The 14,380-nt window shown below is 53.8% G+C and carries 11 protein-coding genes; 1 reads left to right on the top strand and 10 read right to left on the bottom strand.

Translation table 11 applies throughout. The features are described 5' to 3' along the window. Positions 1 to 132: 132 nt before the first annotated feature. The 7 genes from NYE33_RS17090 to NYE33_RS17060 all read right to left on the bottom strand — a co-directional run bounded on the left by NYE33_RS17090 (position 133) and on the right by NYE33_RS17060 (position 8,973). Entirely contained in the window at positions 133 to 1,032 is a 900-nt protein-coding gene (locus tag NYE33_RS17090; RefSeq protein WP_341066746.1) for an ABC transporter permease, read from the bottom strand. Between the two features lie 30 nt (positions 1,033 to 1,062). Then, entirely contained in the window at positions 1,063 to 2,073 is a 1,011-nt protein-coding gene (locus NYE33_RS17085) for an ABC transporter permease (RefSeq protein ID WP_340944227.1), read from the bottom strand. Positions 2,074 to 2,327: 254 nt separating this feature from the next. Further along, positions 2,328 to 3,854: a PucR family transcriptional regulator gene (locus NYE33_RS17080; RefSeq protein ID WP_341068698.1), complete on the bottom strand. Its 1,527-nt coding sequence runs from the start codon at positions 3,852 to 3,854 to the stop codon at positions 2,328 to 2,330. 1,660 nt (positions 3,855 to 5,514) lie between these two features. Next, positions 5,515 to 6,168 carry an aspartate/glutamate racemase family protein gene (locus tag NYE33_RS17075; protein WP_042138690.1) on the bottom strand — a complete coding sequence of 218 codons (654 nt, stop codon included), beginning with the start codon at positions 6,166 to 6,168 and terminating at the stop codon, positions 5,515 to 5,517. Between the two features lie 111 nt (positions 6,169 to 6,279). Continuing rightward, positions 6,280 to 7,224 carry an aminopeptidase gene (locus NYE33_RS17070; RefSeq protein ID WP_336103888.1) on the bottom strand — a complete coding sequence of 315 codons (945 nt, stop codon included), beginning with the start codon at positions 7,222 to 7,224 and terminating at the stop codon, positions 6,280 to 6,282. A 16-nt stretch (positions 7,225 to 7,240) separates the two neighbouring features. Continuing rightward, the gene (locus NYE33_RS17065) at positions 7,241 to 7,912 is read right to left on the bottom strand and encodes an AroM family protein (protein ID WP_042138692.1); all 672 of its coding nucleotides are present in this window, start codon (positions 7,910 to 7,912) and stop codon (positions 7,241 to 7,243) included. A gap of 110 nt (positions 7,913 to 8,022) precedes the next feature. Continuing rightward, on the bottom strand, positions 8,023 to 8,973 hold the full coding sequence (locus tag NYE33_RS17060) for a DUF1177 domain-containing protein (protein WP_042138693.1): 951 nt from the start codon (positions 8,971 to 8,973) through the stop codon (positions 8,023 to 8,025). 295 nt (positions 8,974 to 9,268) lie between these two features. Here NYE33_RS17060 and NYE33_RS17055 point away from each other — a divergent pair, with 295 nt between their 5' ends. Next, positions 9,269 to 10,315 (top strand): serine hydrolase domain-containing protein, encoded by a 1,047-nt coding sequence (locus tag NYE33_RS17055; protein WP_341066744.1) that lies wholly within the window; start codon positions 9,269 to 9,271, stop codon positions 10,313 to 10,315. A 393-nt stretch (positions 10,316 to 10,708) separates the two neighbouring features. Here NYE33_RS17055 and NYE33_RS17050 read toward each other — a convergent pair whose 3' ends face one another. The 3 genes from NYE33_RS17050 to NYE33_RS17040 form a co-directional block, all read right to left on the bottom strand. Next, positions 10,709 to 11,902, bottom strand: coding sequence for an IS256 family transposase (locus NYE33_RS17050; protein ID WP_341066743.1), 1,194 nt, complete (start codon positions 11,900 to 11,902; stop codon positions 10,709 to 10,711). A 243-nt stretch (positions 11,903 to 12,145) separates the two neighbouring features. Further along, the gene (locus NYE33_RS17045; RefSeq protein ID WP_341066742.1) at positions 12,146 to 13,477 is read right to left on the bottom strand and encodes a pyrimidine-nucleoside phosphorylase; all 1,332 of its coding nucleotides are present in this window, start codon (positions 13,475 to 13,477) and stop codon (positions 12,146 to 12,148) included. Further along, the gene (locus NYE33_RS17040) at positions 13,477 to 14,340 is read right to left on the bottom strand and encodes a purine-nucleoside phosphorylase (protein WP_341066740.1); all 864 of its coding nucleotides are present in this window, start codon (positions 14,338 to 14,340) and stop codon (positions 13,477 to 13,479) included. The genes NYE33_RS17045 and NYE33_RS17040 overlap by 1 nt, the downstream gene beginning before the upstream one ends. Between the last annotated feature and the right edge of the window lie 40 nt (positions 14,341 to 14,380).

The raw sequence follows: 14,380 nt of genomic DNA, 5'->3' as shown, positions 1-14,380 counted from the left end.
TTTCTATATCCTGCCTGCACTGGTAATACTGGTGCTGCTTGTGATCTACCATGCCGCAACTGCTCCAGCAGGCTCTGATCTATATTTATCGGGATACTGCGGAGCTTCGGGGGAGTGATCCCCTGCTCCGCCTTATTTACCCGAACGCAACCGCGGATCAAGAACGTCCCGGAAACCGTCTCCGAGCAGGTTAAAGCCTAAGATGGATGTGGCAATGGACAACCCTGGAAAAGTAACCAGCCACCATTGCCCGGAAATGATGTATTCCCGGCCTTCTGAAATCATCGCTCCCCATTCGGCAATCGGGGGTCTGACGCCAAGCCCGAGGAAGCTGAGACTGGATGCGGTCAGGATCGCGAAGCCCATCCCGAGTGTAGCTTGAACCATCAGCGGAGCCAGGGCGTTCGGCAGGATGTGGCGGTACAGGATGACTGTATTCTTCACGCCGATCGCCCGGCTTGCTTCTATATACTCCTTCTCGCGGAGTGAGACGGTCTGCCCGAACATCAGCCGGGCAAATTCCGGTATGCCGACAATCCCGACGGCGATCATCGCACTGCTGAGGCCTGCTCCAATCGAAGCGGCAATCGCCATTGACAGGACCAGTGACGGGAAGGACAATAGTACATCCATCAGCCGCATGATGATGGTGCCGGTACGGCCGCCATAGTAAGCGGCAATTCCGCCGAGCGGCACACCGATGACAAAGGAAATCGAGACGGCGATCAGGCCGGTCCAGATACTGATCCGCGCACCGTACAGTACCCGGCTGAGAATATCACGCCCGAAGTTGTCGGTTCCGAACCAGTGGCTGCCCGAAGGCGCCTGGAGTTTGTTCGCCATATCCGTTACATAAGGATCATGCGGTGCAAGCCAGGGTGCAATAATGGCTACCACGGTCCAGATCAGAATAAAGGTTAGCCCCAGGGCAGCCAGCCGGTTATTCAGCAGCAAGGACAACAACGTTTTGGGTTTTGCCGCCGCAGCGGGTTTGGCCGGGCTGCCCTGTGCTGAATGTGCTGCAGTGCTCACAAGCAATCTCCTCCTCTCACACAAGCTGTTCTATTCATAGCGGATTCTCGGGTCAATGAAGCCATAGATCAGGTCTACCACCAGGTTAATTCCGCAGTAGAGCACGGCGCTGACCAGGGTGAAGGCTTGAATCGGCGCATAATCCGCAGCCAGAATGGAGTCTGTGACATAACCGCCGATACCCGGCCAGGAGAAGATCGTTTCCGTAATGACCGCGCCGCCCATCAAAAAGCCGAACTGCAGACCGAGAACGGTCAAGGTTGGTATTAGTGCATTGACGAGTGCATGCTTGTAGATGACGGCTGATTCCCGCAGCCCTTTGGCCCGGGCGGTGCGGACGAAGTCCTGATCCACGACCTCCAGCATGCTGGAACGGGTCATCCGGGCGATGATCGCCATCGTGCCGGTGCTGAGGCAGATAGCCGGGAGCAGCAGATGCGAGAGGCTGCTTTTGAGTGCAGCGGTATCGCCTGAGAGGATGCTGTCCAGAACATACAGCCCGGTGATATGCACCGGCGGATTCAAGTCTCCGCTGATCCGTCCCATCGGTGCCGGAGCCCAGCCGAGGATGGAATAAAAGACGTAAATGAACATCAGGCCCAGCCAGAAGATCGGCACGCATGCACCTATCAGCGAGAACACCCGTGAAATGTGATCCAGAAACGATTCTTTGCGGGTAGCGGCGACAATCCCGACGGGAATGGCCACCAGGACCGCGATCAGAATGCTGGCCAGGGTCAGCTCAATGGTGGCCGGGAACCGCGAAGCCAAATCGCTGGCTACCGTATGTCCGGTGTGATACGCGTAGCCGATATTGCCTTGCAGCAATTGGCCGATGTAAGTGAAGAACTGGATATACAGCGGCTTGTCGAGCCCCATATCCTGACGGATCTTGTCCACAATCTCCTCCGGAGCCTGCTCTCCGGCCAGCATGATCGCCGGGTCACCCGGCAGCACTCTTGAGAGAATGAAGGTGATGACGATAATACCTAGCAAGGCTGGAATCATCTGCACAAGTCTTTTTAATGTGTAAGCAAACAATGAATCAACCCCCTTACGGCTTCTGTGCCATCCATGCTGTGACATTCTTGTTGACGGAAACGCGCTGCCCATGTCAGGTACTGTGCGGTTTCTTTGTCCTCTTTAGTAGTTGTGCTAATTCTACATAGAATTTGACCACCACTCTACGTCCCGTTCAGCTAAAAAAAAGCACAACCGTTTGTCGATTGTGCACTATCAACACCTCTATATGTAATCTTTCCTAACATACAATTCCATAAAAGTTCCAGTCCCGCCTATTTTTCCTGCAGGTAGTAGTAAATCAGGCATAAATGGCACACGAACTGCTCGCGCGGATCGTTCAAATCGAAGCCGGTAATATCGCGGATCCGCTCCAGCCGGTATTTGACCGAGTTGCGATGAATGTACAGGCTGTTCGCCGTCTCAATCAGGCTGCCCCGGCACTCCAGATAATGATAGAACGTCAGCATCATATTACTGTCATGCTCCTGGTCGTATTGCAGCAGCTTGCCCAGCTTACGCCCGAACAGCCGCTCGAAGCCCGGACCGCCAAGGCCCTCCAGCAAGTGGTATACTTCCATCTCTTCATAGCGGGTGACACCGCCTTTACCTTGTCCGAGCCTTCTGGAGATAGACAAGGCTTTGCGCGCTTCATTGTAGCTGGTGTGGATGTCCCACAAGTATTCCGAGGTGCCAATTCCGCTTCTGTAGCTGCTTAGGCCTTCGCTTTTGTCCTTCAGCCAGCCCTCCAGCGTCTTCTCCCAGGGCTCCTGTGCATCTCCGCCCGGCGTGAATTTACGGCCCTCCTGCGTGGGCAGGAACAGCACAGCCCGGCTGGAACGGTACTCTACGTGGGGTGTAACTCCGCGTTTCTTCGCTTCCCGCTCCAAGAGCCGGTTCACCGTTTCCTCACTCGGCGCTGTCTCCCCTTCGATTACAGCAACCTCCCACTTATGCTCGGGATTCATCCCGAGCTGGCGTGCCCGCCGCTCCACCTCATGCCGCGAAGGCAGCGGCGGAGTCAGCAGCTCATCGATGAAGTTGCCGCGCAGCCGGAACTCGGTATCCTCGGCAACCTTGCGGCGCATCAGCTCCAGGGCAAAGACAAGCCGGGCCTGCTCGATGCCTACTTCCTCCATATCGTCCAGCTGCTCCTTGTCCACCAGCAGTCTGGCGACGGTCCGCCGGTCCACATGAATATTCCAGTTCAGCGGCGCCTCTCTCTGTGACCAATCGAAATCAGCCGGCGAAGACACGATAGTCTTCCGGTCGGTGTCAACAAGGGCAACCGGCGCTTTCAGAAAATCAGCGACATTATCGCTGACCGCCTGAATGCCGCTGTTCTCCAGCACCATCGTTGTCAGCGTGCGGTAGACCTCCTCCGCACGGCGCAGCAGCATCGCCTGGCGTCCGAGCAGCAGCTCCATCACCGGCTGGGTGATATCCGTATACGGAATCTCCGGCGGGATCTCCACAATCGGCAGACCGCAGGCATTGCTGGCCTCGATCGCCCCTTGGGGGATTTCCTTCAGGAAGCGGGCCGGCTTAATCGCCAGCGCCGCTGCACCCAGATTGTCGAGCGTATAGATCAGCTCCGTCAGCAGCGAAGGATCATGGCGGATGGAATACGCCGTAGTCAGCAGCATGACGCCTTCACTGATCCAGCCCTTCAGATCCGGAACCTCCATAATATCTACGAACCGGACCACCCGGTCCAGCCCCTGCTGGCCGCTAATAACCTTCGCTTTCCCAAGAACAGAGAGCTCCATCAGCTCCCTTAGAGTAATTCCTCGTGTATTCAACATTCTGCCTCCCTCTACTATCTTCAGTATTTCATGATTTTTCCTGAAATATGCCACTTGTACGTACCCGTATGCACCCGTAAGCCCCCGTAGCCACTTGAAGGCCATTAGCTTACATTCGCATTCCCGATAGTTTATCAGACATTCCCGCCCAGCCACAGGAAAAATATATAAAATTGAAGATATTTTTTCGGATTTATACGTAAGTGTGGGAGGGAAAACACTGGTTAACAAGCTGATCCGGTGACTGTGAATAGGACGCGAGTAGTACGCAAATAGGACACAACATGTCCTTATTGAACAAAGTAACTTATCTGACGGCTACGCCGGCCTGTATGAGGGGTACGCGTGAAGCTGGTGAGGAATGGCCGCTATTAGACGGGTGGGGCATTAGTGCTTCTCGTTCCGTGCTGGAGGCCACTTCTGGTGAAATGAGAGGGAGGTGTACCTTGATTTGGTGCTGCTGGCGATATCAGAGGGATTCGTACCTTTGATTTGGTGCTAACGGGCTCCTTCGGACGGAATCAGGGGCACTTTTGCCCCTCATTTCCACTTCTAGCCTCCTCAGGCTGAAATCAAGGGCACTTTTGCCCCCCATTTCCACTTTTAGCCTCCTTCGGCTGAAATCAAGGGCACTTTTGCCCCTCGTTACCACTTCTAGCCTCCCTCGGCTGAAATCAAGGGCACTTTTGCCTCTCATTTCAACTTCTTACCTTCGGGGCGGAAACAAAGGGATATATACTTTTAATTTAGTGCTGTGAGCCACTTTCGGCGGAAACAGAGGGATTTATACCTTTAATTTGGTGCTATCAGCCACTTTCGATGGATTTAGAGGGATTTATACCTTTAATTTGGTGCTGTGAGCCACTTTCGATTGGAATTAGAGGGATTTATACCTTTAATTTGGTGCTGTGAGCCACTTTCGATTGGAATTAGAGGGATTTATACCTTTAATTTGGTGCTGTGAGCCACTTTCGGCGGAAACAGAGGGATTTATACCTTTAATTTTTCTGCTGTGAGCCACGTTTAGCGGAATCAGAGGGATTTATACCTTTACTTTCCTGCTTTGAGCCACTTAAAATGTTTGCTACTATACTTTCTGTCTGGTGCCCGACCAACTGTCCATTTCAGTATGTACTTAAATCTGCACACTCTCCTGCTTCTCATCTCTTCACCTTTCCACTCACCTCCACCTCCATACTCTTCATTTCCCACTCCCCATACTCAATTCTCAATTTCCACTTCTCAATTTTCACTTCTCATCCCCTCACTTTCTCATTTCCTACTTCCTTACTTCCTTACTCCCTCACTCCCTCACTCCCTTCCTCCCTCACTCCCTTCCTCCCTTCCTCCCTTCCTTACTTCCCCCACTTCCCATTCCCCCCCCTGTATCTCTCACTTCTCCATCCCAACTCCTCCTTCCTTATTTCCCACACCCACCTCCCCCGTACCTCTCACGTCTCCCCACCTCCCCAACTTCCCGCTCCACATACTCATACGCACTCCCCACAGCAGCTCAGAAACACCCTGCAGTAGCAGCCAGCCAGCCAAATCAGCTACACAAAAAAACGTTCCCCGGACCTACATCCGGAAGAACGCTTAACTATATTTCCTGAATTACTATACTTCGTACTTCCAAGAGCAGATTTGCACAGCGCAATCAGCGCCGCACACCCCCAGGCAAGGAAGCAGACGCAGCGGCCGCTGCTCCAAGCGCGAGAATCGGATCAAACGCACGGATGCCGAGCTGTTCTTCCAGCTCCGCCGCCAGCCCGATGGTGGCAAACCCGGTGCAGGCGAGGACTATGGCCTCCGCACCGCGCTCCACCAGCCGGGCTGCTCCGGCAAGTGCGCCTGCCCGTCCGGCAGGTGTACCCAAATCAAGTGTGGTCGTTACCCCATCTGGCCGGTCCATGCCGAGGTAAGCATCGCCTAGAATGCTGCGGATCAGCGGCGGCACCTCGGTCAGAATCGTCAGCACGCCGATCTTATCGCTGTATGCAAGCGACATATGGGCTGCACACGAGCCTGCACCCAGCACCGGTACGTTCACTGCCATCCTGGCTTCCAGCAGCGCCGGATCTGCGGCACAGCTGATGCCGATGGCCGTACAGCCCTGCTGCTCCAGTTCCCGGGCCAGGCTGATAATCTTCGGCACTGACTCCGCTTCGGTCTCGTCATTGTATACGCCCTGAGGCTGATCCGGAATGCAGCGGCTGATTACCGGCAGGCCATACCGGTGTTCAATCAATTCTCCGTGCAAATGAATTGCAGACTCCTCTTGCAGTGTGATTACACGTATAATTCCAAGCATCCTTGTCTCCCCCTGGTCAGCCATTGTTGGGCGTTCTGAATATCCTCACCATATACTTTTGCTTCATCCCGTACCGCGATAACCCTGACAACAACACAGCAACCGCGCAGCCTAGAGCAGTTCTCCTGCACGCATAATCAGCTTATCATCAATATACACATCCGGTTTCATAACTACAGCATCAATATGAACGCCAGCCGCTACAACCCCGCCGAACGTATTATTGCTGCCAAAAGCGACATGGATGGTCCCGTAGACCTTCTCATCCTCCAGCACCACACCTGTAATTCTGGCCTTGTTGTTTGTACCAATGCCGAACTCGCCCAGAAGCCTGCCGTCACCGGCACCAAGCATATCCAGCAGCCTGTCACCGCTCTCGCCTTCTGCACTAATTAATCGGCCCTGCTCCACTGTCAGCACCATCGGGCTGTTCAGCGCGCCAATACCTGCAATCGAACCGTCCACCTTAATCTGGCCGGCGGCTGTACCTTCCATCGGCGCAATATAAGCCTCGCCCGAAGGAAGGTTACCCGATTCTCCCGGATTCAGATATAATCCGGTGCTCAGCACGCCATCCCGGCCCTCAATCGAAAAGCTCAGACTCAGTCCATCCTTCTCCACACGAACCTGGCTTCCCTCAGACAGCAGCGCAGCTACCTGCTTCGTTAATGTCTTCACCTGCGCATAGTCCGCAGTGATCGCGCCATGGCTGAACATGTCATCTGTCATGCCCGGCATGGTCGCCACCCGTGTTCCCGCTGCGGCTGCCTGCTTGCGCGCCGCCGTATGTGTCATCGAATGTGTCGTAATGCATACTGCCACATCCGCTTTGGCCATAGCTTCGGCAATCGGAGCCGGCGGCTCCTCGCCGGATTTGCTCCGCGCCTGCATAATCAGTAGCATCGATTCCGCTCCGATCCGCTTCCCTGCTTCATAGACGGATTCGGCAAGCTCCCGCTTGTCGTCATCGGCCACTACAGCCAGCAATTCGCCGCTGCCAAGCCCCAGACAGTCCTTAAGAACATTCATGCTGATCAATATTCGTTGCTCACTCATTATCTTTTCCTCCCGGTTACACCATTTCTGCTACCAGCTTGCCCACGAGGGCATTGGACAGCACGGCAGGCACTCCTGCGGAGGCCGCCCACTGTCTATGCTGCTCCACATATCCCATACAGTCAAGCACAATCACGTCCGCCAAGTCTCGCAGACGCTCAGCTGCCGCTCGGAAATCCGCTTCCGTACCGGTATACGGAGAAGCAGCTGCAAACGGCAGCCGTGCTCCGGCTCCCGCGAATTTCTCATTCATGCTCTCTTCCTGCTCGGGCAGAGGACCTATCAGCCCCAGCCGGCGTCCGTCAAGCATCGCCATTACGACCGGAGGGATAATCCGGTCCGGTTCAATCAGATGGGCCTTGGCCGTATGAAGTCCCGGAAAAACACCGGTACAGGCCAGCAGAATCGTCTCAATTCCAGCAGCTTCCATAGCATCAACCTTCCCCTGCAGAACTGACTTTATCCGTTCACGGGAGATCACCGCAGCTGATCCGTCCGCCATGCGGGTAGTCAGCACATACTCTCCAGGACCAGGACTATAGAATTCGCGTACCTGATCAGCAGTGAACCCGTCAAGCACCCCGGACTGAACCAGTCCTGCCTTACCCTCCAGATACTTCTCAATAATCGGTGCAACATCGTTCCTGGGAGCTTGTCCGATCGTGATTAACCCTATATTTTTACTCATCTTGCTCCCTCCCGCTTCTCCATACGGATTGAAATCATGGCAACTCATGCCTGTATACATTGAGCAGGCGCTGAACCTTGCTCAGCGCCTGCCATTATTCCGTTCTATTCCTAGTGAGAGGTTACAGCCGGTTTACCCAGCGTCTGCAGCACTTTCATCGAACCGTACAGCTCGGTAATCTGTGCGAATTCAGCTTCGTTGTAGAAGGAGCATATGCCTTGAGTGAACTCTTTGGCTGTCTCAATGGCAAAACGCACCGCCTGGGCGATATCAATCTCATGGCTTGCCCCTGTACCGCAGCCGGGCACCATGGACTGGGCAGTAATCGCCAACCCTACAACGGGAGCCGAAGTCGCTACTGCGGGCTGCAGGATGGAATTGATATGATATAGTCCGTTACCGTAAGGAGTAATGTCCTGCGTAGTTACCGGAAAAGTTACCGGATACTGTCCTGTCGTCATTTCCTTGATCCGCAGCAGATCCTCACTGACCCGCAGAATGTACCCTTCTTTGACCGTAGGTGAGATTGCAATGCCTTTGTGATTCACCACACGGTTGCCCTTAGTCGTATCAATAGAAATAATCGCTTCCATCTCCGGCAATACCTCATGCTCATTCATCTGCAGGATATCCACCGGGGAATCCATGAAATCAACGGGTTCATGCGGCAGTGTCGGAGCATCCGGACAAATATGTGTCGTAACCAGGACGTCACCCTGCAGCACATCCCCTTTGGTCTGCATGTTTGCCAGTTTCAGTGCCGCTGCGATTGCCGCTACTGCGCCGTCTGCATCAGAGACAATGCCGATCCGGCTGGGGCGCGCCCCTATGCCGCCAAGTCTGCCGACAATTCCGAAGGTTGGCGCGCTTCCGCCTCCAAGCTTGCCTTGACTGCCCGGAATGGTGATTTTGACGAATTCCGTACTGCCTTTTTCACCTTCCACTTTCTGAACCTCAACCTTAACCGCAGGATATGCTGCGAATAACTGCCTGACCTGCTCACCATTAACATAAGCGCTGTCCAGTGCGTTCAAAACTGTAATCGTCTGATGAAGTGCCATTATAATTCCTCCCCGGATGCATGCTCATGATTGTGATGTTTGAATTCATACTATCTTAAAATTCGAAACGTCCACAATGTACCGCCCTGCCAAAACTAAGTTGTTTTTCTTGTCCTTTGCACATAAACCTTACGCGCAAGGTACACTCTTCGGCCTTTCAGCAGCATCCGGCATCCATTAAACCCCTAAATTCCCCGCTCCATATCATACAGAAATATAAATAAAGGTTAATTATTCCATATTGGCGAATTACAAGAAGATTACACATCATCAAGTTATGGAAGAGGGTTACTACATGAAGCAGAAACAGACTGAGCATCAAAAAGAGCTCCAACATATCATCGATCAGGAGGTTCTGCTCTCCGGATTTTCGGGGACGGTACTGGTTACGCAACACGATCAGACCCTCGCAGCGGCTGCTTGCGGACAAGCCAACGTAGCGGAGGAACGGATCAATCAGCTTAACACCCGCTTCGGGATTGCTTCCGGCAGCAAACTGTTCACAGCAGTAGCTATCTGCCAGCTGGCCGAGCAGGGGAAGCTTTCTTTTGACGGCAAGGTGCTGGAGGTCTTACATGAGCAGAAGTTCCCCTTGTTCAGCCCGGAGATCACGGTTCATCAGCTGCTGACGCATAGCTCGGGCATTCCGGATTATTTCGATGAGGAGGTTATGGACGATTTCGCAGCACTATGGGAGGACATACCGATGTATACGCTCAGGCGACCGGGTGATTTCTTGCCACTATTTGCATCGCTGCCGATGAAATTCACTCCCGGCGATCGTTTCCACTATAACAATGCGGGTTATATCATGCTTGGCCTGATTGTCGAAGCGGTCAGCGGAATGAATTTCACGGATTATGTGGAGCAGCATATTTTCCGGCCTTGCGGGATGAAGGCTTCCGGTTACTTCGCCCTGGATGCCCTCCCTGCCAATACAGCTCTCGGTTATATCGACAGTGAGACCGGAGAGAATATCAGCAACATCTACTCCATTCCGGTAGTGGGCGGCGGCGACGGAGGTGCTTTTGTCACGGCAGCGGATATGCAGAAGCTGTGGACATGCCTGCTCGGGCACAAGCTGCTTCAGCCAGAGACAACTGCCCTGCTGCTCACACCGCATATTCATGAGGATGAGGATACTTACTATGGCTATGGAGTATGGATTACGATCAGAAACGGCGGGGTGTTAAAATACCATCTCATGGGCTCCGATCCCGGGGTCTCCTTTCGCTCAGCAGTTTATCCGGCAAGCGGTGTAACCTTCACCGCTCTCTGCAACCGCAGTAGGGGGGCTTACCGGATGATGCAGGTGGCTGAGAAGAACCTGCTGCTGGACTAGCTGCGCGCTCAAGCAGGAGCCCCGTTCTTCCACGGGTTACGGGTTACGGGTTACGGGTTACGGGTTACGGGTTACGGGTTACGGGTTACGGGTTACGGGTTACGGGTTACGGGTTACGGGTTACGGAATAAGTGGATTCCGTACACTTATTTTCATCGTGTGGACCGCATACCAAAAAATAAGTGGATAAACGTCACCTAAATTTGCTGATTCCGCCGCCAAGTCAGTAAATCGGAAAATTAAATGTACTTTTTCCAACTAAAACCCAAATATCAGGGTAGCGTCAAGAAGTTTGTGTAAGAGAGTAGAAGTACCTCCCCGGGTTACGGGTTGGGGGTGCAGGTGTTTCTGGGGGTCGGGGGAACCCCGACCCCCAGAAACAGGATTTATCCGCTATTCCTCTTCGGGCGTGGGCAAGGCAGGGTAGCGTGCTTCAAATAACTCGTTTAGCTTCTTTTTGACGGGTTCCATCCCAAAGCCAGGAACGACCCGCTGCCCATGACGTTCATTGTAGTCAAGCATTTCGAGATACACGATTTTCTCTGCCGCATCCATATTCGTCAAACTGTTCATCGGTTTAAGGCGTTTGCGGATTTCCTTGTTCATTCGCTCAATCGGATTCGACGTATAGATCGCTTTGCGAATGGGCTCCGGGTACTTGTAGAACGTCAGGAGTGTGCACAACTGCTCCTCCCAGGACTTCATTTCTTTCGAATACAGCTTGTTCCACTTGGCTTTGACCGTATCAAAGTTAGCCCGGGCCACGACCTCATCCGGTGCGGTATACACGGTCTTCAGGTCTTCAAGGACATCGGTTTTGTGCTCGATCCGGATTTTGGGGAACGTGGCCCGCACCTTGTGCACCACACAGTGCTGCACATCCGCCTGCGGGTACGTCTCTTTAAACGCCGCATCCAGCCCGGGAAGCCCGTCAAACACACCGAGCAACACCTCCTGCGCTCCACGGTCGTACAGGTCTTTAAGGACCTCACGCCAGCCGTTCGAACTCTCTTGACCGCCGACGTAGAACCCTAGGATTTGACGTTGTCCCTCTTCGTCAATCCCCATCGCAAAATAAACGACCTCACCGCGGACCGTACCCCGTTTGAGCTTCACGTACAGCCCATCCAGGTAGATCACAGAGTAGCGCTTGCTCAGCGGCCGTTTCTGCCACTGGTGGATGTCGTCCAGGACGGTAGCCGTAATGTTGCTAACGGTCGTTGGAGAGTAATGGCTTCCAAACATACTTTCAATAAACCGGGCCACATCCCGCGTCCCCATGCCGCTTTTATACATCTGGATGACCGCTTCCTCCAGCCACCCGTCCCGCCGCTGGTACGGCTCAAACATCTGAGTTTGAAACAATCCTTGGCGGTCGCGGGGGACCTCCAGGTCCTCTAGATTGCCGTATTTCGTGTGCAGGTTTCGGGTGTAGTATCCGTTACGGCTATTGCGTGTACCTGCTTCCTCGCTCGCCATGAACGCCTGCATTTCTGCACGCATGATGGACTCCAAGTGGTCTTTCACAAAATCGTTAACAAGTTTTTCAAATAGATTATTCAGTGAGCTTTCGGGTAAAATAGTCATTGGTAGGGTTCCTCCTTGGTGGTTTCGCAATCCTGAGGATACCCTACTTTTTTGTTGCCTGACTAGGCTCCAAATACTGGTACACAACTTATTTTACGCCATCAATATCAGCGATTCAAGGATAATTAAATGCCCTTTTTCCACTTGTCTTACGGGGGCGGTCCTGAACAATCCAAAAAAGCCGTACAATCAGCGAATTGCTGATGTACGGCTTTTGAATTGTTTGAGTAACCGGCACCCGCTTTAGTACCGAGTTACGCCATCCTTAGTCACCAGTGCAAATACCAGCGGCTGCGGCGGAACCGGCTGAGCGGAAATGCGGTAAGCTTCCAGCACCTTGGCTTCGGCTTCCTGCACTTTGCTCTCACTGGCATCATTCACATGCAGCACAGCAAGCGTATCGCCTGCGGCTACGGCATCGCCAACCTTAATCGCCAGCTGAATGCCAACGGCCAGGTCGATGACGGATTCCTTCGTTTCGCGTCCGGCGCCGAGCAGCATCGCCGCTACGCCGATCTCTTCAGCCTGAATGCTCTCCACATACCCTGCGGCTTCTGCCTTCACTTCGATGAACTTGCGCGCTGCCGGCAAAGTATCCGGCGACTCAATCTGCGCGGCATCGCCGCCTTGGGCAGATACCATCTGCTTGAACTTGTCCAGCGCACTGCCGTCTTCAATATGGGACAGCAGAATGGAGCGCGCTTCTTGTTCGTCCTTCGCCTTGCCGCCGAGCACCAGCATCTGGCTGCCCAGAATGAGGCAGACCTCCTGCAGATCCTTCGGCCCGTGGCCGTTCAGGGTCTCAATGCCTTCTTTGATCTCCAGCGCATTGCCAATGCCGAAGCCGAGCGGCTGGTCCATGTCGCTGATCACAGCGACCGTGTTGCGGCCAAGATGTGTGCCGATATCCACCATCGCCTGTGCGAGTGCAATGGAATCATCCAGCGTCTTCATGAACGCGCCGCTGCCGGTCTTCACATCAAGGACGATGGCATCCGCACCTGCGGCGATCTTCTTGCTCATTACGGAGCTGGCAATCAGCGGAATGGATTCCACGGTCGCAGTCACGTCACGCAGTGCGTACAATTTCTTGTCCGCAGGCGTAATGTTGCCGGACTGGCCGATGACAGCTGCGCCGATCTCCACTACCTGGGTGAAAAAGCGCTCCCGGTCCATCTCCACGGAGAATCCGGTGATCGACTCCAGCTTGTCGAGCGTACCGCCGGTGTGGCCGAGGCCGCGTCCGGACATTTTGGCCACCGGAACTCCGGCTGCAGCTACAAGCGGGGCAAGAACAACCGTCGTTTTGTCGCCAACACCGCCGGTAGAATGCTTGTCCACCTTGATACCTGCAATCGGGCTGAGATCCACCTGGTCACCGGACATCGCCATTTCCAGGGTCAGATCGCCGGTTTCCCGTGCGTTCATTCCCCGGAAATAGACAGCCATCGCCCAGGCGGAAATCTGGTAATCAGGAATTTCACCTTTGCTGTAGCCTTGAATCAGGTAAGCTATTTCTTCACGGCTGAGCTCGCCGCCGTCTCGTTTTTTCTGGATAAGGTCAACTGCACGCATTATACCTGTACCTCACGGACAAAGGAGCGCACAAGGCCGATAAATTTCGGTTTGGTCAGGTTAGCTACTTTTACCACCTGCTCATGAGTAAGCGGCTCCAGCTCGTCCCCGATCGCCATATCGGTGATACAGGTAATGCCGAGCACACGCAGCTTGCTGTGGCTGGCTACGATCACTTCGGGCACGGTGGACATTCCAACGGCATCGCCGCCGAGGTAGGCCAGCATTTTGAGTTCAGCCGGAGTTTCATAGGTAGGTCCGCTGATGCCGGCATATACGCCTTCCTGCAGCACAAGTGCTTCACCATCGGCACCCTTAACTTCACCGGCCAGCTTCTTCGCCAACTCGATATATTCCGGGTCATACGCACGGGACATATCCGGGAAACGTACACCCAGCTCCGGATCATTCGGTCCGATCAGCGGGTTGTCGCCAGTCATGTTCAGGTGGTCGGTAATCAGCATGAGGTCACCGGCTTTGAACGCTCTGTTCATTCCGCCGCCTGCATTGGTAATCACGAGTGTGCCTACGCCAAGCTTAGCCATTACGTATACCGGCAGCACCACTTTGCGCATTTCATAACCTTCATAGTAGTGGAAACGGCCCTGCATGATAATAACATCCTTGCCTTCCAGCTTACCGATCACGAACCGTCCCGCATGACCTTCTACCGTGGAACGCGGGAAATGCGGAATTTCTTCATAAGGCAGATATACCGCATCTTCGATCTGGTCACCCAGATCCCCGAGGCCGGAGCCCAGAATAAGTCCGATAGCCGGTGTGTAAGAACCGAGTTTGGATTGAATATATTCAGCAGCTTCTTTTACCTGAGTGCCGTATGGGACTGTTGATGGTGTTGTCATAGGTTGATCCTCCCGGATATGAATTGTCTTGTAAATAGCT

Origin of the sequence: Paenibacillus sp. FSL R10-2199 (assembly GCF_038000235.1) — a bacterium.
Taxonomy (GTDB): Bacteria; Bacillota; Bacilli; order Paenibacillales; family Paenibacillaceae; genus Paenibacillus_AQ; species Paenibacillus_AQ phytohabitans.
This window is presented reverse-complemented; position numbering and strand designations above follow the sequence as displayed.

What these genes read in the sequence shown, in the direction of transcription:
- NYE33_RS17060 (WP_042138693.1), bottom strand. Translation starts at nt 8,973, where the DNA reads ATGGCACTTCATCAGACGATTACAGTTTTGAACGCACTGGACAGCGCT.
- NYE33_RS17075 (WP_042138690.1), bottom strand. Translation starts at nt 6,168, where the DNA reads ATGCTTGGAATTATACGTGTAATCACACTGCAAGAGGAGTCTGCAATT.
- NYE33_RS17065 (WP_042138692.1), bottom strand. Translation starts at nt 7,912, where the DNA reads ATGAGTAAAAATATAGGGTTAATCACGATCGGACAAGCTCCCAGGAAC.
- NYE33_RS17045 (WP_341066742.1), bottom strand. Translation starts at nt 13,477, where the DNA reads ATGCGTGCAGTTGACCTTATCCAGAAAAAACGAGACGGCGGCGAGCTC.
- NYE33_RS17040 (WP_341066740.1), bottom strand. Translation starts at nt 14,340, where the DNA reads ATGACAACACCATCAACAGTCCCATACGGCACTCAGGTAAAAGAAGCT.
- NYE33_RS17070 (WP_336103888.1), bottom strand. Translation starts at nt 7,224, where the DNA reads ATGAGTGAGCAACGAATATTGATCAGCATGAATGTTCTTAAGGACTGT.
- NYE33_RS17050 (WP_341066743.1), bottom strand. Translation starts at nt 11,902, where the DNA reads ATGACTATTTTACCCGAAAGCTCACTGAATAATCTATTTGAAAAACTT.
- NYE33_RS17055 (WP_341066744.1), top strand. Translation starts at nt 9,269, where the DNA reads ATGAAGCAGAAACAGACTGAGCATCAAAAAGAGCTCCAACATATCATC.